Here is a 17,056-nt window from a genome sequence, read left to right as displayed (position 1 = left end):
CCCCACTCCGACCGGCCGCTTCGCGCCGTTGGGCGGACCTGGCTAGCCTCTGGCCCCATGGTGGGGTTCGGGGGCACCGGGGTCATGCTGCTCGGGATCGGGGTCGCGGCACTCGGCTGCGGGCTCCTCGCCCTGGTCCTGGTCCGCCCGCTCGGCTGGGTGTCGGCGGTCGCGATCGCGGGCCTCCTCTGGTCCGTCGCGGTGATCGCCCTGGTCACCCTGGTGCCGACGTCGGCGGACACCGGCATCGTCCCCGCCGAAGGCCGACTGACGACCTGCTCCTGGGACATCGGCGGTCCGGCGCCCGACGGCTTCTGGATCTTCGAGTCCGGCCAGCGCACGCTCAACACCGCACTGTTCGTACCCTCCGGGACCTTCCTGGTCCTCGCCGTCGCCCGCTGGCGGGCGGGCTGGCTGCTCGGCCCCCTCGGCCTGGTGGGGCTGGCCGGCTACTCCGCGCTGATCGAGGCCACCCAGCTCGAGCTCGCCCGGATCGACCGGGCCTGCGACGTCACCGACATCATCGACAACACGACCGGGGCGGTGTTCGGCGCCGCCGTCGGCGTCGTCCTGGTGCTGGCCCTGCGCCCCTGGCGACACCGGCAGCGCAAACGGTCCGCCCGTCTCGACTGATCGACAGCGATCCGATCAAGCAGGTTGATCGGATCGCTGTCGATCACGCCCGCTCGGTGAGGGCCACCGCCAGCCCGGCACGGCAGCCGGCCATCATCCGACCGTGGTTCCACAGCATCAGCGGCCGGGCGACGTACGACGCCAGGGCGAGCGTGCCGCGGACCGACACCTCCTGCGCGAAGTCCAGCCGGGTGCCCCGGCCGGCGGCGGTCAGCGTGAACCGCGCGAACCCGTCGAGGTCGCCGCCGATCGCCACCTCGACGACCGGCGGGGTGCGCGAGACGGCGTCGAGCACCAGGTCGAGCGCGAACGGCAAGGTGGACCGACAGCACACCCACGCGGTGTCGGGGCCGAGCCGCGCGACGGCCCGCACCTGCGGCCACCAGCAGGGGTAGTGCTCGAGATCGACCAGCGTCGCCGCGACCGCGCCGAGCGGGGCGTCGACCACCCAGGCGTCGGAGAAGGCGAACGACCGGCGCACCGCTCCATCATGCCCCGAGCAACACTGGGGGCATGCCGAGCACCGGACAGACCATCGCCGACGCGGCCGCCGCCCTGGGCCTCACCGCCGACACGCTGCGCTACTACGAGAAGGACGGGCTGCTGCTGCGCCCGGTCCCCCGCGACGCCAGCGGTCACCGGCGCTACGAGATCACGGACCTGCGCTGGATCGAGCTGGTGACCCGGCTGCGCTCGACGGGCATGCCGATCCGCGACGTGCGCCGCTACGCCGAGCTGGTGCGCGCCGGCGAGGGCAACGAGCCGGAGCGGCTGGCCCTGCTGCAGGCCCACCGTGAGGAGGTGCTGCGCCAGCTGAGCGAGGTGACCGCGCATCTCGGCGCGATCGAGTACAAGATCGGGATCTACGAGGACCGGCTGGCCCAGCTGGAGCGGATCGCCTGACCGGACTTGACCTGGAGCGCACTCCAGGGTCTTCGATGAGGACATGACGAACCCGACCCGCACCCTCGGTACGACGTCCCCGCTGACCGTCTCCGCCCTCGGCCTCGGCTGCATGGGCATGTCCGACTTCTACGGCACCCCCGACGAGGCCGGCGGCATCGCGACCATCCACCGCGCCCTCGAGCTCGGGGTGACCTTCCTCGACACCGCCGACATGTACGGCCCCTTCACCAACGAACAGCTCGTCGGCAAGGCCATCGCCTCCGGCCCGCACCGCCGCGACGAGATCCAGCTGGCGACGAAGTTCGGCGTCCAGCGCGATCCCGACGGCACCCGGCGCGGCATCAACGGCCGCCCCGAGTACGTCCGCTCCGCCTGCGACGCCTCGCTCCAGCGGCTGGGCGTCGACCACATCGACCTCTATTACCAGCACCGCGTCGACCCCGACGTTCCGATCGAGGAGACCGTCGGCGCCATGAAGGAGCTCGTGGAGACCGGCAAGGTGCGCCACCTCGGGCTGTCGGAGGCCTCGGCCGAGACCATCCGCCGCGCGCACGCGGTGCACCCGATCACCGCACTGCAGACCGAGTACTCCCTGTTCAGCAGGGACCTCGAGGACGAGATCCTGCCGACCCTGCGCGAGCTCGGCATCGGCCTGGTCGCCTACTCGCCGCTGGGCCGCGGGATCCTGACCGGCACGGTCGGCGCGCAGGGCTGGGAGTCGACCGACAGCCGCGCGACGGGCTACTTCCCGCGGTTCCAGGGCGACAATCTCGCCACCAACCTGTCGCTGGTCGATCGGGTCCGCGCGCTCGCCGACCAGCACGGCTGCACGCCCGGTCAGCTGGCGCTGGCCTGGGTCCTCGCGCAGGGCGAGGATGTGGCGCCGATCCCCGGCACCAAGCGGGTCGCCTATCTCGAGGAGAACGCCGACGCCCGCGCGGTCACCCTGAGCTCCGACGACCTCGCCGCCCTGACCACCGCGGTCCCGCGCGACGCCGTCGCCGGCGAGCGGTACGGCGACATGAGCACGGTCAACGGCTGAGCCCCGCTACCGTGGGCCGGTGACCACGCCTGACACCGACGTCCTGCTCGCCCGGGCCCAGTCCTGGCTCGCCGAGGATCCCGACCCGCAGACCCGCGACGAGCTCGTCCGGGTGATCGCCACGGTCGAGGCGGGCGACGCGGGCGCGCGCGCCGACCTCGCCGACCGCTTCCGCGGCACCCTCGAGTTCGGTACGGCAGGCCTGCGCGGGGCCCTCGGTGCCGGTCCCAACCGGATGAACCGGATCGTCGTGATCCGGGCGGCGGCCGGGCTGGCGGCGTACCTCCGCGACACGGGGACCGCCGCCGGCACCCCCGTCGTCATCGGGTACGACGCCCGCCACAACTCCGACGTGTTCGCGCGGGACACCGCCGAGGTGATGGCGGGCGCCGGCCTCAAGCCGCTGCTGCTCCCCCGGCCGCTGCCGACGCCGCTGCTGGCGTTCGCGATCCGGGAGCTCGGCTGCGCGGCCGGCGTGATGGTCACCGCGAGCCACAACCCGCCGCAGGACAACGGCTACAAGGTCTACCTCGGCGACGGCAGCCAGATCGTGCCGCCGGCGGACAGCGAGATCGCGGCACGGATCGCGGCCGTCGGCAGTCTCGAGTCCGTGCCACGCCCGCCGCTGGAGACCACCGGCGGTCGGGTCCTCGACGACGGCATCGTCGACGCCTACCTCGACACCGTCGCCGCGATCGCCGGCGACGGCCCGCGGGACCTCACGATCGTCTACACGCCGCTGCACGGCGTCGGCGGCGGCGCGCTGCCGACGGTGCTGGAGAACGCCGGCTTCGCCGCGCCGCAGGTGGTGGCCGAGCAGGAGGAGCCGGACCCGGACTTCCCGACCGTCGCCTTCCCGAACCCCGAGGAGCCGGGGGCGATCGACCGGGCGGTCGCGCTCGCCCGGCGCACCGGGGCCGACCTCGTGATCGCCAACGACCCCGACGCCGACCGGTGCGCGGCCGCCGTACCCGACGCGGCGACGGAGGGCGGCTGGCGGATGCTGCGCGGCGACGAGGTCGGCGCGCTGCTGGCCGACCACCTGCTCCGTGCCGGGCGCTCCGGCGTCTACGCCACCTCGATCGTGTCGTCCTCACTGCTCGGCACGATGGCGCGCGCGGCGGGTCAGCGGTACGCCGAGACGCTCACCGGGTTCAAGTGGATCGGCCGGCTGCCCGAGCTGGTCTTCGGCTACGAGGAGGCCCTCGGCTACTGCGTCGACCCGGCACATGTCTCCGACAAGGACGGCGTCTCCGCCGCGCTGCTGCTGTGCGAGGTCGCGGCCGAGGCGAAGGCCGCGGGTCGGAGCCTGCTCGACCTGCTCGACGACATCGCCGTCGCCCACGGGCTGCACGCGACCGACCAGCTCTCGGTCCGGGTCACCGACCTCGGCGAGATCGCCGCCGCCATGGAGCGGCTGCGCGGCACCCCGCCCGCGACCCTGGGCGGATCAGCGGTCAGCGCCGCCGACGACCTGAGCGCCGGCTCCGCCGACCTGCCGCCCACCGACGGCCTGCGCTATCGCACCGAGGACGGCAGCCGGGTCGTCGTCCGGCCGAGCGGCACCGAGCCCAAGCTCAAGTGCTATCTCGAGGTGGTCGTCCCCGTCCTCGGCGGGGACGTCGCCGTCGCGCGCGCCGAGGCCGCCACCCGGCTCACCGCACTGCGCGCCGACATCGCGGCGGCCGCGGGGATCTGAGCGTCGTCCCCGTCAGCTGACGGAGACGGCGTCGACCACGAACACCAGCGTCTCGTTCGGCTCGATGCCCTGACCGCCCTGGCCGTAGCCCAGGTCCGGCGGGACGACGAGCAGGCGGCGGGTGCCCTGCTGGATGCCGATCAGGCCCTGGTTCCAGCCGTCGATGACCGGGGCGTTGCCGAGGTCCTCCAGCGGGAAGGTCTGACCACGCTCGAAGGAGCTGTCGAGGACCTGCTTGTCGGACCAGGTCACCAGGTGGTAGTTGGTCTCGACCGTGTCCCCGGCCTCCGCGGCCGGGCCGCTGCCGGTCACGAGGTCCTTGGAGAGCAGGGTGCTCGGCGGCGTGCAGTCGTCGGGGACGGTGATCGTCGGCGCGCTGCCGAACTCGCCCTCGACCGCGATGTCGTCGACGGTGCACTCCTCGCCCGCGACCGGAGCGTCCGAGGTCGGAGCGTCGCTCGTCGGGGCGGCCGACGAGGAGTCGGATGCCTTGTCCTCTCCCGAGTCGCCGCACGCGCTGGTGGCGAGCACGGACAGGGACACGACGGCGGCGGCGACGAGCCGGGCTGGGGTCTGCATGCCGTGCAGCCTACGAACCGTCCGAAAGGGTCAGCCGACGAGGGCCAGCACGACCGTCGCGACGAGGAGGACGACGAGGGCGCCGATCTCGGGCCAGGCCCAGGCGTGCCGGACCTCGCGCGCCCCGTCCAGGCCCGTGCGCGCGGCCAGATCCTGCCCGGCCACCATCCGCCGGCGCAGCTTGTCCTCGATCAGCCACGCCGTGGACCGCTTCTCCAGGGGCGCGTCGTCGGCGGCGGACTCGTCGCGGCGGATCGTCCGGCGGCTGCGGCCGAAGCCGCTGCCGACGTACCGCGTCTCGCCGACCTGGACGACGGTCACCTGGCCGATCTCCACCGACGTGATCAGCGCGAACGGGACCCAACGGGTGTGCAGGGCGTTGCGCAGCTCCAGCTCGTCGTGGTGCAGCCGCAGCGCGGGCCGGATCAGGATCACCCAGATCAGCACGCCGAGCAGCAGGCAGAACGGGTAGGCCCACGGCGCGAAGCCCGCCTCCGGATCGAGCAGCCCGTAGCCGATCGCGACCACCACCAGCACCAGACCGATCACACCGACGGTCAGGCCGCCCGAGCTGTAGCGCTCGGCCTTCTCGACACCTTCGTTCTGCACGCTCCCAACCCTATGCTGGGCAGATGTCGACCACCGCCCCCACCGATCCCGCTCCGGGACTCGCGGCGTACTCCGAGGTGACCGCCGGTGAGGCCTCGCTGCGCCGGTTCCTGCACGGCCTGCCCGGCGTCGACCAGGTCGGTGCCGAGGCCCGCGCCGCCGGGCTCGGGACCCGCTCGATCAAGACGACCGCCAAGGCGTGGGCGCTCGACCTCGCGATCCGGATGGTCGACCTGACGACCCTGGAGGGCCAGGACACCCCCGGCAAGGTGCGGGCCCTGGCCAACAAGGCGCTGCGGCCCGACCCGGCCGACCCGAGCTGCCCCTCCGTCGCGGCCGTGTGCGTCTACGGCGACCTGGTCGGCGAGGTGAAGGCGATCGTCGGGTCCGCGGTCAACGTCGCCGCGGTCGCCACCGCGTTCCCGAGCGGCCGGGCGTCGATGGACGTCAAGCTCGCCGACACCCGCGACGCCGTCGCCAACGGGGCCGACGAGATCGACATGGTGATCGATCGGGGCGCGTTCCTCGCCGGGCGCTACCTCCAGGTCTTCGAGGAGATCGTCGCGACCCGCGAGGCCTGCGCCCGTCCCGACGGGTCCCACGCCCACCTCAAGGTGATCTTCGAGACCGGCGAGCTGCAGACCTACGACAACGTGCGCCGCGCGTCCTGGCTGGCGATGCTGGCCGGCGCCGACTTCATCAAGACCTCGACCGGCAAGGTGCAGCCGGCGGCGACCCTGCCGGTCACGCTGGTGATGCTCGAGGCGGTGCGCGACTTCCGTGAGGCGACCGGCGTCCAGATCGGCGTCAAGCCGGCCGGCGGCATCCGCACCGCCAAGGACGCGATCAAGTACCTCGTCATGGTCAACGAGATCGCCGGCGACGACTGGCTCGACCCGGACTGGTTCCGCTTCGGCGCCTCGACGCTGCTCAACGACCTGCTGATGCAGCGCACGAAGATGACCACCGGCCGCTACAGCGGTCCCGACTACTTCACCCTGGACTGAGGGGTCACGACATGGCCTTCGAATACGCACCGGCTCCCGAGTCGCGGAGCATCGTCGACATCAAGCCCTCCTACGGACTGTTCATCGACGGCGAGTTCGTCGACGGGCGCGGCTCGTCGTTCAAGACGGTCAACCCGGCCACCGAGGAGACCCTCGCCGAGGTCGCGGAGGCGTCCGACGCCGACGTCGATCTCGCGGTGAAGGCGGCCCGGCGCGCGTTCCGCGGGTGGTCGCGGATGTCGGGCCGGGAGCGGGCGAAGTACCTCTTCCGGATCGCCCGGATCATCCAGGAGCGCGGGCGTGAGCTCGCCGTCCTCGAGTCGATCGACAACGGCAAGCCGATCAAGGAGAGCCGCGACGTCGACGTCCCGGTCGTCGCCGCGCACTTCTTCTACTACGCCGGGTGGGCCGACAAGCTGGAGTACGCCGGCCTCGGACCGAACCCCCAGCCCCTCGGTGTCGCCGGCCAGGTGATCCCGTGGAACTTCCCGCTGCTCATGCTGGCGTGGAAGGTCGCCCCGGCGCTGGCCTGCGGCAACACGGTCGTCCTCAAGCCCGCCGAGACCACGCCGCTGACCGCGCTGCTGTTCGCGGAGATCTGCCAGCAGGCCGACCTGCCGCCCGGTGTCGTCAACATCGTGACGGGCGCGGGCGGCACCGGCCAGGCCGTCGTGTCCCACCCCGACGTCGACAAGGTCGCGTTCACCGGCTCCACCGCGGTCGGCAAGGCCATCGCCCGCGCCATCGCGGGCACGGACAAGAAGGCCACGCTCGAGCTGGGCGGCAAGGCCGCCAATATCGTCTTCGACGACGCCCCCATCGACCAGGCGGTCGAGGGCATCGTCGGCGGCATCTTCTTCAACCAGGGCCACGTCTGCTGCGCCGGGTCGCGCCTGCTGGTGCAGGAGTCGGTGGCCGACGAGGTGCTCGCCCGGCTCAAGCGCCGGATGGGCACGCTGCGCGTCGGCGACCCGCTCGACAAGAACACCGACATCGGAGCCATCAACTCCCGCGAGCAGCTCGACCGGATCCGCGAGCTCTCCGCCGTCGGTGAGGCCGAGGGCGCCGAGCGCTGGGCGCCGGAGTGCGACCTGCCCGCCTCCGGCTTCTGGTTCCCGCCGACGATCTTCACCGGCGTCACCCAGGCCCACCGGATCGCCCGCGAGGAGGTCTTCGGCCCGGTGCTGTCGGTGCTGACCTTCCGCACGCCCGCCGAGGCCGTGGAGAAGGCCAACAACACGCCGTACGGCCTCTCGGCGGGGGTGTGGACCGAGAAGGGCTCCCGGATCCTACACATGGCCTCACAGCTGCGGGCCGGCGTGGTGTGGGCCAACACGTTCAACAAGTTCGACCCGGCCAGCCCGTTCGGCGGCTACAAGGAGTCCGGCTACGGCCGCGAGGGCGGGCGCCAGGGCCTCGCCGCCTACCTGAAGGGGGCCGAGGCCTGATGGCTCGGATCGACGTGCGCAAGACCTACAAGCTCTACATCGGCGGCGCCTTCCCGCGCTCGGAGTCGGGCCACTCCTACGAGGTCGCCGACAGCAAGGGGAAGTTCGTGGCCAACGCCGCCCTCGCCTCGCGCAAGGACGTCCGCGACGCCGTCGTCGCGGCTCGCAAGGCCTTCGGTCCCTGGGCGGCGCGGACGGCCTACAACCGCGGCCAGATCCTGTACCGGATCGCGGAGGTCATGGAGGACCGCCGCCCGCAGTTCGAGGAGGCGGTCAAGCAGTCCGAGGGTGGCACCGCTGTCGCCGCTCGGGGCCAGGTCGACGCCGCCGTCGACCGCCTCGTCTGGTACGCCGGCTGGGCCGACAAGCTCGCCCAGGTGATCGGGAACGCCAACCCTGTCGCCGGCCCGTTCTTCAACCACACCGCGCCCGAGCCCACCGGCGTCGTGGGCGTGCTCGCGCCGCAGTCGTCCTCCCTGCTGGGCCTGGTGTCCGTGGTGGCGCCCGTCGTCGTGACCGGCAATGTCGCGGTGGTCGTCTCGTCCTTCGCACGCCCACTGCCCGCGGTCACCTTCGCCGAGGTGCTCGCCACCTCCGACGTGCCCGGCGGTGTCGTCAACATCCTCACCGGCGACGCGGCGGTGCTGGGACCGTGGCTGGCATCGCACATGGATGTCAACGCGATCGACCTGTGCGGGATCGCCGGCGCCGACGGATCCGGCGAGCTGGCGACCTCCCTGGAGGTCGCGGCGGCCGACAACCTCAAGCGGGTACGCCGCGCGCCGGATGCCGAGCCGGACTGGTCGGTCGAGCCCGGCCTGTCCCCCATGACCGCCTTCGTCGAGCACAAGACGGTGTGGCACCCGATCGGGATCTGAGCCGGCGCGCGCACCGATGGCGACCGGTGACTTCGAGCTGACCCTCGAGGAGCTGCGTGAGGTCGCGCGCTTCGCGCTGAGCGCGGCGCAGCCCGTCCTGCCGGTCTTCGAGGAGGCCCGACCGGACGATCCCTCGCCACCGGGCCACGGCCGACGCCCCCACCGAGCCGGCCCGCCTCGCCGCCCAGGCCGCGGGCGACGCCGCCTCCGCGGCATACCTGCACCCGCTCGCTCGGGCCCACCAGATCGGGCACATCCTGCGAGCCTCGGCCAATGCAGCCCGGGTCGCCGAGCTCGCCGCCGGTGACGATCCGGCTGTCGGGCTCGCCTCGATCGACGCCGCGCGTGCTCGGGCGACGCCGGTACTCGTCGACGTGCTGGGGCGCTACCCGGCCGCCCCGATGGGGCGGAGCCGGCCGGCGGTGCTGATGGCAGCGCTCGACGCGGCACTGCGGGACTCCGCCCGCTGACCGGCGGTCTGGCCCGTAGCGGTCCCTTGCTCCTGCTGTCCGGGACTGTCCTTGGGCTTGGGTTTGGTGGCCGGTTGCGTTCCGAAAGGCAGCGACGAGAGCGTTGAGGAGGTGGCTGGGTTCGGCGGTCGGGTTGCGGTTCGCGGGTCGGCTGGTCGGGCACTTCTGTCACCGATCGTGACGTTGATTGTCCACACCCCCGGGATCGGGTTTCGCCTGTCCACAGGCGGGTTTGCGACACTTTGAAGTGTCGTGGGTGGGTGGGAGAATCCAGTCATGGATCTCGCCACCGACGCCCGTTCGACAGCAGTGTTGCTGTCGCGTGTCGGTGAGCGGATCCGGTCCCGCGAGACGTTGATCGTCGAGGAGTGGGAGGACATCACCGCCTGGGCCAGCGACCACGTGATCGCCGGGCCCAAAGGGGGCGCGACCATCACCGAGGGCTACCTCGACACCGGGGTCCCGATCGCCGGGCCCGGTGCACCGTTGGTGTCGGAGTTCGCGTTGATGGAACTCGTCGCGGTCCTCGGACGCTCCCCGGACGGTGGGAAGGCGTACGTCGGGCGAGTGATCGAGTGCGCCTGGCGACTCCCGAACGTCTACAACGCCGTCACCTCGGGCCGGTTGGCGCCGTGGCGGGCCGAACGGATCGCCGACCTCACCCACCCCCTCTCGGCTGAGGCAGCGGCGTTCGTGGACCGGCAACTCTGGGATGCCTCCGGCGTCGGGTGGGCCCAACTCGAACGCCTGGTCGCCGAAGCGATCATCCGGTTCGACCCCGACAAGGCCGAGACCGAACGGAAGGCCGCAGCTGATGGTCGGCACTTCGACATCAGCGACACCGACGAGCACGGCCTGGTCCACCTCGACGGCCTCCTCGACGCCGCCGACGGGCACGACCTGAACCTGGCGGTGTCTCGACGGGCCGAGGCCCTCGGGCGGCTGGGCGACGAGTCGTCGCTGGACGTGCGGCGCTCGAAGGCCGCCGCCGAGCTCGCGAGGCAGGACCTCGCCCTCGACCTGCTGATCCCCGACCCCGACACCGGAGAAGTCGTGGACACGGTCCCGGGACGCAAGGTGGTCCTCAATGTCCACGTCACCGACACCACTTTGACCGGCCAGGACCCGTTCGCGAACCCGGTCGGCCGGTGGGAGGAAGGCCGCTGCCCGATCACCTCCGCGCAGATCCGGGAATGGCTCCGCGCCCGGCACACCACCATCATCGTGCGACCCGTGATCGACCTGGCCGACCATGTCCCCGTCGGGTCCTATGAGATCCCCGACCGCCACCGCACCCGGGTGATCCTGCGGGACCAGACGTGTCGGTTCCCGCACTGCACCCGACCCGCCCAAGCCTGCGACCTCGACCACCACCGCCCCCACGCCGAGGGCGGTCCCACCTGTCCGTGCAACGAGGTCGCGTTGTGCCGGCGGCACCATCGTGCGAAGACCCACTCCACCTGGCGCTACGACATCCCGATGCCGGCGACCTATGTGTGGACCAGCCCCAACGGCCACCGGTTCCGGGTCGACCACCGCGGCACCCACCCCCTCCGCACCACCACAGGGCGGGCGAGTGACGCCGACCCACCCGACGAGTAGCCACCCCGCCCCACACCCCGCGAGCCTCCGAGATCGCGGGGGCACAGGCATGCCCGACGCGTGAGATACGCTGCGCGACGCCGTCGCGGGACAGGTTGGGGCGAATTCCCAGACCTGTGTGCGGAGAATCGCGAGTATTTGTCGGTCGTGACACAAAGTGCCCGCAGCACGGCGAGCTTTCCGGCGAGGACCCCGGCGACCCGCGTCGTGCCCGGTCAACATGAGGATCCGCTGCCGACCGGCGCGGATCCCCCAGGAAGGCCGAACGTCCATGAAGCGCAAGCACCTCACCGTCGCGGCCGCGTTCCTCGCGGTCCTCTCCTTCGCCCTGCCCGCCCAGGCGGCGGGCCCGATCAACGACGTGGTCGTCGATCCCGGGCCGAGCACCCGTCCCTACCAGGACTACGCCATGACAGCCGTCAACGCCAGCGCCGTGATCGCCACCATCGGAGCCGTGACCCTCAGCTGCACCAGCGCCAGTGGCGGTGGCCTGTTCCACAGCAGACTGTCGACCGCCGGCCCGTTCCCTCGGTACCTCACCCTCAACAGCCTCGCCGTGTTCGGCTGCCTCGACCCGCTCGGCAGGCCCATCACGATCACGCAGAACTGCGCCATCACGGTCAGCGCCCGTCCGGCCACCCAGACGGTCAGTGCCGGTCTCACCGACACCAACGTGACCGGCGTCCTCGACGCAGGCCCCATCGGTGGGCCCTGCGTCTCCGCGTCCGGGGCCTGCTTCTTCGACATCTACGGCCAGACCGCGGCCAGCTTCGACGAGACCGTCAAGCTCGGCGGCGTCCAGGAGCTGACCATCGGCGGCAGTGGTCTCGCCGTCAGAAACGTGGGCGGCTGCCTCGGCATGATCAACGACGGCGATGCGATCACGCTCTCGATCGCCTTCGACGTCGACATCACCCAAGCCGGCCTGGGTGGCCCGATCGACTTCCGCGACTGACCTACTGCGGCAGCGTCGCCCGCAGCACCCGCAGCGTGTTGCCGCCCATGATCGCCGCGATCGCCGCGTCGTCGTACCCACGGTCGACGAGCTCCTGGGTGATCGCGGCGAGGTGGGTGGTGTCCCAGCCGACGGTGGTGGCGCCGTCGTAGTCGCTGCCGAGGGCGGCGGTCGCGATCCCGCCGACCTGGACGACGTGGTCGATGGCGTCGACGACGGCGGCGGTGCTCAGGGTGCAGACGGCGGCGTCCCAGTAGCCGACGCCGACGACGCCGCCGGTCGCGGCCACGCCGCGGATCTCGTCGTCGGTGAGGTTGCGGTTGACGTCGCAGGTGGCCTGGACGCCGCCGTGGCTGAGCACGACCGGCTTGGTGGCCAGCGCCAGCATCTCGGCGACCGCGTCGTGGCTGGCATGGGCGATGTCGACGACGATGCCGCGACGCTCCATCTCCCGGAACACGCGACGTCCCAGGTCGGTGAGCCCGCCCTTCTCCTCGCCGTGCATGGAGCCCGCGACCTCGTTGTCGAAGAAGTGGGTGAAGCCGGCCATCCGCATGCCCGCGTCGTAGAGCCGGTCGAGGTTGTCGAAGTCGCCCTCGAGGTTCTGCAGGCCCTCCACGGAGAACAGCGCGCCGGTGACCTGCCTGCCGCCCTCGCGGTCCTCGATCAGGCCGTCGAGGTCGCGACGGGTGCGGATCAGGCGGAGCGAGCCGCGCGACTCGCGGGCCGCCTTCTGGAGCTTCTCGGCGTGGTAGAGCGAGCGCTGCAGCAGGGAGGTCCAGGTCCGTGGCGGCTGGAGCTGGGCGAAGGTGAGCAGCGTGATGTTGTCGCTGTCGGCGGAGTTGCTGTCGTAGTTCTGCCCCTTGGGGGACTTCGACACCGACGAGAGGACCTGCAGCGCGACGTTCCCGTCCTCCATCCGCGGCAGGTCCAGGTGGCCGCGACCGGAGCGGTCCAGCAGGTCGCGGTCCCACATCAGGGTGTCGGCATGCATGTCGACGATCTGCAGTGAGTCGTGCAGCCGCTGCGTCTCGGGGGTCACCGAGGGTAGCTGCGCCGGGGCGACCTTGTTCATGCCGCTCTCGACGATCCGCGGCGCGAACGTGAAGAACCCGATCGCGGCGACGAGCACCACGGCCAGCAGCGACAGCACCGTGACCTTGAGCCAGCGGCGCGGACGCCGTCCTCCCTCTCCCATGGGGCGAACCTACTGCGCCGTCTCGCACGCCCGCGGCCGGTACGGCAGACTCGACCCCCATGACCGCCGCCCGCGCCCGCGTGATCGTGCTCGCCGGCCCGTCCGGCTCCGGCAAGTCCCGGCTGGCGGGACGGCTCGCGAAGGCCTACGGCTGGCCGACGCTGCGGCTCGACGACTTCTACCGCGACGGCGACGAGCCGGAGCTGCCGCTCATCGCCGAGGGCGCGAACGCCGGGTTGGTCGACTGGGACCATCCCGGCAGTTGGAACCACGAGGACGCCTTCGCGGCGCTGCGCGAGCTCTGCGCGACCGGCAGCGCCGAGGTGCCGGTGTACTCCATCTCCGCCAGCCGCCGCACCGGCACCCAGCGCCTCGACCTGGGCACCGCCCGGCGATTCTGCGCGGAGGGGATCTTCGCGACCGAGATCGTCGAGGAGTGCCGGCGCGCGGGCATCCTCGCGGCGGCGTACTGCGTCACGCATCATCCCGCGGTCACCTTCTGGCGCCGGCTGACCCGCGACCTGCGGGAGCACCGCAAGCCGCCCCTGGTGCTGGTACGCCGCGGCCTGGCGCTGGCCCGCGCGCAGCGGCAGATCGTCCGGCGCGCGACCGCGGTGGGCTGCCGGGTGGCGACCGGCGACCGGGCGTTCGCCGAGATCCGCGACCGGCGCGACCAGGAGGGCGACCATGCGGTGGCCCGCTGATCTCGCGCCGGACCTGCTCCGCCAGCCCGACGCCCGCAGCTGCGGCGCCGCGAGCGTCCTGGGCGCCCGCGCCCTGCTGACCTCCTGGCGGCCGGAGAGCCCCACCGAGGACATCCTCGGCGAGCACCGGATGCTCACCTCGTCCCGCAGCCCCCGCGACCGCTTCCAGATGCCCTGGCCGCGGGCGCTCGGCACCCCGCCCTGGGCGGTCGCCAACGCGCTGCGCGCCCTGACCGACGAGCACATCGCGACGGTGTTCGTGCGCCCCCGTCCCGTGATCGGGTACGACGTCCTGCGCGAGCAGTTGCGCAGCCGGCCGGTCGGCGTCTACCTCGGCAGCCGGTGGCTGCCTCGGCACGTGGTGCTCGCGGTGGGCGCGGTCGAGGGCGGCGTCGAGGTGTTCGACCCGGCCCAGGGCCGGCTGGTCACCGTCCGGGAGCAGCATTGGACCGAGCAACGGGTCGACGTCGCGGGCTGGTCCCACGCCTGGTTCGTCGTGTGACCCCTCAGCGACCGGCCTGCTCGGCGTACCACGGCTTGATCGTCTCGGTGATCAGCCGGTAGCGCTCGTCGTAGGGGATGAAGGCCGACTTCATCGCGTTGACCGTGAGCCACTCCATCTCGGCCCAGCCGTAGCCGAAGGTCTCGGCGAGCAGCCCGAACTCCCGGCTCAGCGAGGTGCGGCTCATCAGCCGGTTGTCGGTGTTGACGGTGACCCGGAACCGCAGCGAGGCGAGCAGCCGGATCGGGTGCTCGGCGAGCGAGGGCGCCGCGCCGGTCTGCACATTGGACGACGGGCACATCTCCAGCGGGATCCGCTTGTCCCGGACGTACGACGCCAGCCGGCCCAGCCGCGCCACCCCGGCCTCGTCCACGGTGATGTCGTCGACGATCCGCACGCCGTGACCGAGCCGGTCGGCCCCGCACCACTGCACGGCCTCCCAGATCGACGGGAGGCCGAAGCCCTCGCCGGCGTGGATGGTGAAGTGGGAGTTCTCGCGCTGGAGGTACTCAAACGCGTCGATGAACCGGGTGGGCGGGTAGCCCGCCTCCGGCCCGGCGATGTCGAAGCCGACGACGCCACGGTCACGCCACTCGATGGCCAGCTGGGCGATCTCCATGGCGCGGGCGGCCTGGCGCATCGCGGTGAGCAGGTGCCGGACGATGATCCGGCTCCCGGCCGCCGCGGCCGCGGCCATGCCCTCCTCGAAGCCCTGCTGGACGGCGGCGACGACCTCCTCGAGCCCGAGTCCGGACTCGACGTGCAGCTCGGGGGCGTAGCGGATCTCGGCGTAGACCACGCCGTCGGCGGCCAGGTCCTCGACGCACTCACGGGCGACCCGGGTGAGCGCCGCGGCGGTCTGCATGACGCCGACGGTGTGGGCGAAGGTCTCCAGGTAGCGCTCAAGGGAGCCCGAGTCGGCGGCCTCGGCGAACCAGCGTGCGAGCGCCCCGGCGTCGGTCTCGGGCAGGGCGTGGTCGATGCCGGCCGCCAGCTCGACGATGGTGGCGGGACGCAGCCCGCCGTCGAGGTGGTCGTGGAGCAGCACCTTGGGCGCCGCCCGCAGCAGGTCCTCCGGCAGGCCACGTGTAGGTTCCATGACCGAATACTAGAGAGCATCAGGAGCAGAGCTTGCGGACCTTCACCACCTTCGACGAGCTGATCGCCGCCAACGGGGAGGTCCTCGGCACGGGCGACTGGGTCGAGATCACCCAGGAGCGGGTCGACGGGTTCGCCGAGGCGACCGGTGACCACCAGTGGATCCACGTCGACGTCGAGAAGGCGAAGGACGGCCCGTTCGGGGGCACCATCGCGCACGGCTACCTCACCTTGTCGCTGATCCCGTGGCTCGGTCAGTCGATCTTCGGCCTCGAGACGCCGGGCGCCAAACTGAACTACGGCGTCAACAAGGTGCGCTTCCCCCACCCGGTCCTCGTCGGGCGCCGGATCCGGCTCACGGTCACCCTGGCCGACGTCGCCGAGCTGCCCAGCGGCTACCAGGTCACGCTCAAGCACGTCATCGAGATCGACGGCGAGGACAAGCCCGCCGCCGTGGCCGAGACCGTCGTGCTGCTCCTGCCCTGATCGAGGCACATCTCTTGGCAGAACCTGCCATTCTCGGGGCTTGCTCTCGTCAATAGTGTCGGCTCCATGACCGCGCCTCTCGACGACGTACTGGTCCTCGACCTCACCCGCGCCCTCGCCGGCCCCCATGCGGCGATGATGCTCGGCGACCTCGGAGCCCGGGTGATCAAGGTCGAGAGCCCCACGGGCGACGACACCCGGACCTGGGGACCGCCGTTCGTGGACCCGGCGGAGGGCGAGCGCGAGTCGACGTACTTCCTCTCGGCGAACCGCAACAAGGAGTCGATCACCCTCGACCTCAAGGACCCCGCCGACCAGGACGTCCTGGCCCGGCTCGTCGAGCGCGCCGACGTGCTGATGGAGAACTTCCGGGTCGGGGTCCTCGATCGGCTCGGCTTCCCGATCGAGCGGCTGCACGCCCTCAACCCGCGGCTGATCGTCCTGCAGATCACCGGCTTCGGCCACGACGGTCCCGAGGCCAAGCGGTCCGGCTTCGACCAGATCGCCCAGGGCGAGGGCGGCCTGATGTCGCTGACCGGCCTCTCCGAGCCCACCAAGGTCGGCGTGCCGATCGCCGACCTGCTGGCCGGCATGAACGGCGCGTACGGCGTGGTGTCGGCCCTCTACGAGCGCGAGCGCACCGGCCGCGGCCGCGTGGTGCACACCTCGCTGCTCGCCGGCATGGTCGGCGTCCACGCCTTCCAGGGCACCAAGTGGACGGTCGCCAAGGAGGTGCCCGGCCTGGCCGGCGGACACCACCCCTCGATCGCGCCCTACGGCATGTTCGCGACCAAGACCGCGCCCGTGCAGATCGCCTGCGGCTCGGAGAAGCTCTGGCAGACCTTCGCCACCGAGTTCGGCATCGACCCGGCCGCGCCGGGTTTCGCGACCAACCCCGAGCGGGTGACCAACCGCGACGCGACGATCGCACTCGTCGAGGGCGTGCTCGCCGACCTCACCGCCGAGGAGGCCCTGGCCCGGCTCGACGGCGCGGGCGTGCCGGCGGGCAAGGTGCGCACCCTCGACGACGTCTACGCCTGGGAGCAGACGCTCTCGCAGGGCCTGCTCATCGACGTCGAGCACACGACCCTCGGCAACATCCAGCTCCCCGGGCCGACGCTGCGCTTCGACGACAACGCGTACGCCGGCGGCCGTGAGCAGCACGTCGCGCCGCCCACGCTCGGGCAGCACAACGACGAGATCCGGGCCTGGCTCGACACCGACCAGGGCTGATCCGGAC

The 17,056-nt window shown here is 72.0% G+C and carries 18 protein-coding genes; 13 read left to right on the top strand and 5 right to left on the bottom strand.

The features are described from left to right. The first annotated feature begins 57 nt into the window (after positions 1-57). Positions 58-633: a VanZ family protein gene (locus QJ852_07785; protein WGX98338.1), complete on the top strand. Its 576-nt coding sequence runs from the start codon at positions 58-60 to the stop codon at positions 631-633. Positions 634-676: 43 nt separating this feature from the next. Here the strand turns inward: QJ852_07785 and QJ852_07780 are convergent, their stop codons facing one another. Next, entirely contained in the window at positions 677-1,114 is a 438-nt protein-coding gene (locus QJ852_07780; GenBank protein ID WGX98337.1) for a polyketide cyclase, read from the bottom strand. 32 nt (positions 1,115-1,146) lie between these two features. Here QJ852_07780 and QJ852_07775 point away from each other — a divergent pair, with 32 nt between their 5' ends. Genes QJ852_07775 through QJ852_07765 form a run of 3 tightly spaced genes read left to right on the top strand, consistent with a single transcriptional unit; the run spans position 1,147 to position 4,280 of the window. After that, positions 1,147-1,536, top strand: coding sequence for a MerR family transcriptional regulator (locus QJ852_07775; GenBank protein WGX98336.1), 390 nt, complete (start codon positions 1,147-1,149; stop codon positions 1,534-1,536). 43 nt (positions 1,537-1,579) lie between these two features. Next, entirely contained in the window at positions 1,580-2,581 is a 1,002-nt protein-coding gene (locus tag QJ852_07770) for an aldo/keto reductase (protein WGX98335.1), read from the top strand. Between the two features lie 19 nt (positions 2,582-2,600). Continuing rightward, the gene (locus tag QJ852_07765; protein WGX98334.1) at positions 2,601-4,280 is read left to right on the top strand and encodes a phospho-sugar mutase; all 1,680 of its coding nucleotides are present in this window, start codon (positions 2,601-2,603) and stop codon (positions 4,278-4,280) included. Positions 4,281-4,292: 12 nt separating this feature from the next. Here QJ852_07765 and QJ852_07760 read toward each other — a convergent pair whose 3' ends face one another. Beyond that, positions 4,293-4,859, bottom strand: a complete 567-nt coding sequence (locus QJ852_07760) for an FKBP-type peptidyl-prolyl cis-trans isomerase (GenBank protein WGX98333.1) — start codon at positions 4,857-4,859, stop codon at positions 4,293-4,295. A 30-nt stretch (positions 4,860-4,889) separates the two neighbouring features. Beyond that, positions 4,890-5,468, bottom strand: coding sequence for a hypothetical protein (locus QJ852_07755; GenBank protein WGX98332.1), 579 nt, complete (start codon positions 5,466-5,468; stop codon positions 4,890-4,892). Between the two features lie 23 nt (positions 5,469-5,491). Here QJ852_07755 and deoC point away from each other — a divergent pair, with 23 nt between their 5' ends. From deoC to QJ852_07730, 5 genes are all read left to right on the top strand, one after another. Continuing rightward, positions 5,492-6,475, top strand: coding sequence for a deoxyribose-phosphate aldolase (gene deoC / locus QJ852_07750; GenBank protein ID WGX98331.1), 984 nt, complete (start codon positions 5,492-5,494; stop codon positions 6,473-6,475). 11 nt (positions 6,476-6,486) lie between these two features. Then, the gene (locus QJ852_07745; protein WGX98330.1) at positions 6,487-7,923 is read left to right on the top strand and encodes an aldehyde dehydrogenase family protein; all 1,437 of its coding nucleotides are present in this window, start codon (positions 6,487-6,489) and stop codon (positions 7,921-7,923) included. Beyond that, the gene (locus tag QJ852_07740) at positions 7,923-8,801 is read left to right on the top strand and encodes an aldehyde dehydrogenase family protein (protein WGX98329.1); all 879 of its coding nucleotides are present in this window, start codon (positions 7,923-7,925) and stop codon (positions 8,799-8,801) included. Before QJ852_07745 ends, QJ852_07740 begins: the two co-directional genes overlap by 1 nt. 746 nt (positions 8,802-9,547) lie before the next feature. After that, positions 9,548-10,873, top strand: coding sequence for an HNH endonuclease (locus QJ852_07735; GenBank protein WGX98328.1), 1,326 nt, complete (start codon positions 9,548-9,550; stop codon positions 10,871-10,873). A 271-nt stretch (positions 10,874-11,144) separates the two neighbouring features. Next, positions 11,145-11,828, top strand: a complete 684-nt coding sequence (locus QJ852_07730; GenBank protein WGX98327.1) for a hypothetical protein — start codon at positions 11,145-11,147, stop codon at positions 11,826-11,828. Position 11,829: 1 nt separating this feature from the next. Here the strand turns inward: QJ852_07730 and QJ852_07725 are convergent, their stop codons facing one another. After that, positions 11,830-13,026 carry a dipeptidase gene (locus QJ852_07725; GenBank protein WGX98326.1) on the bottom strand — a complete coding sequence of 399 codons (1,197 nt, stop codon included), beginning with the start codon at positions 13,024-13,026 and terminating at the stop codon, positions 11,830-11,832. Positions 13,027-13,085: 59 nt separating this feature from the next. Between QJ852_07725 and QJ852_07720 the strand changes: the two genes are divergently transcribed. Further along, positions 13,086-13,730: an ATP-binding protein gene (locus QJ852_07720; protein WGX98325.1), complete on the top strand. Its 645-nt coding sequence runs from the start codon at positions 13,086-13,088 to the stop codon at positions 13,728-13,730. Further along, on the top strand, positions 13,714-14,232 hold the full coding sequence (locus QJ852_07715; GenBank protein ID WGX98324.1) for a hypothetical protein: 519 nt from the start codon (positions 13,714-13,716) through the stop codon (positions 14,230-14,232). The genes QJ852_07720 and QJ852_07715 overlap by 17 nt, the downstream gene beginning before the upstream one ends. Positions 14,233-14,236: 4 nt before the next feature. Here the strand turns inward: QJ852_07715 and QJ852_07710 are convergent, their stop codons facing one another. Further along, the gene (locus tag QJ852_07710; protein WGX98323.1) at positions 14,237-15,331 is read right to left on the bottom strand and encodes an adenosine deaminase; all 1,095 of its coding nucleotides are present in this window, start codon (positions 15,329-15,331) and stop codon (positions 14,237-14,239) included. A 32-nt stretch (positions 15,332-15,363) separates the two neighbouring features. Between QJ852_07710 and QJ852_07705 the strand changes: the two genes are divergently transcribed. Together QJ852_07705 and QJ852_07700 are read left to right on the top strand one after the other, a co-directional pair. Next, on the top strand, positions 15,364-15,816 hold the full coding sequence (locus tag QJ852_07705) for a MaoC family dehydratase (GenBank protein WGX98322.1): 453 nt from the start codon (positions 15,364-15,366) through the stop codon (positions 15,814-15,816). 66 nt (positions 15,817-15,882) lie between these two features. After that, positions 15,883-17,049: a CoA transferase gene (locus QJ852_07700; protein WGX98321.1), complete on the top strand. Its 1,167-nt coding sequence runs from the start codon at positions 15,883-15,885 to the stop codon at positions 17,047-17,049. Positions 17,050-17,056: the final 7 nt, after the last annotated feature.

The organism is Nocardioides sp. L-11A (assembly GCA_029961745.1).
Lineage (GTDB): Bacteria > Actinomycetota > Actinomycetes > Propionibacteriales > Nocardioidaceae > Nocardioides.
Note: the sequence above shows the minus strand (reverse complement) of the source record. Positions and strands in the feature narration are given on the sequence as shown.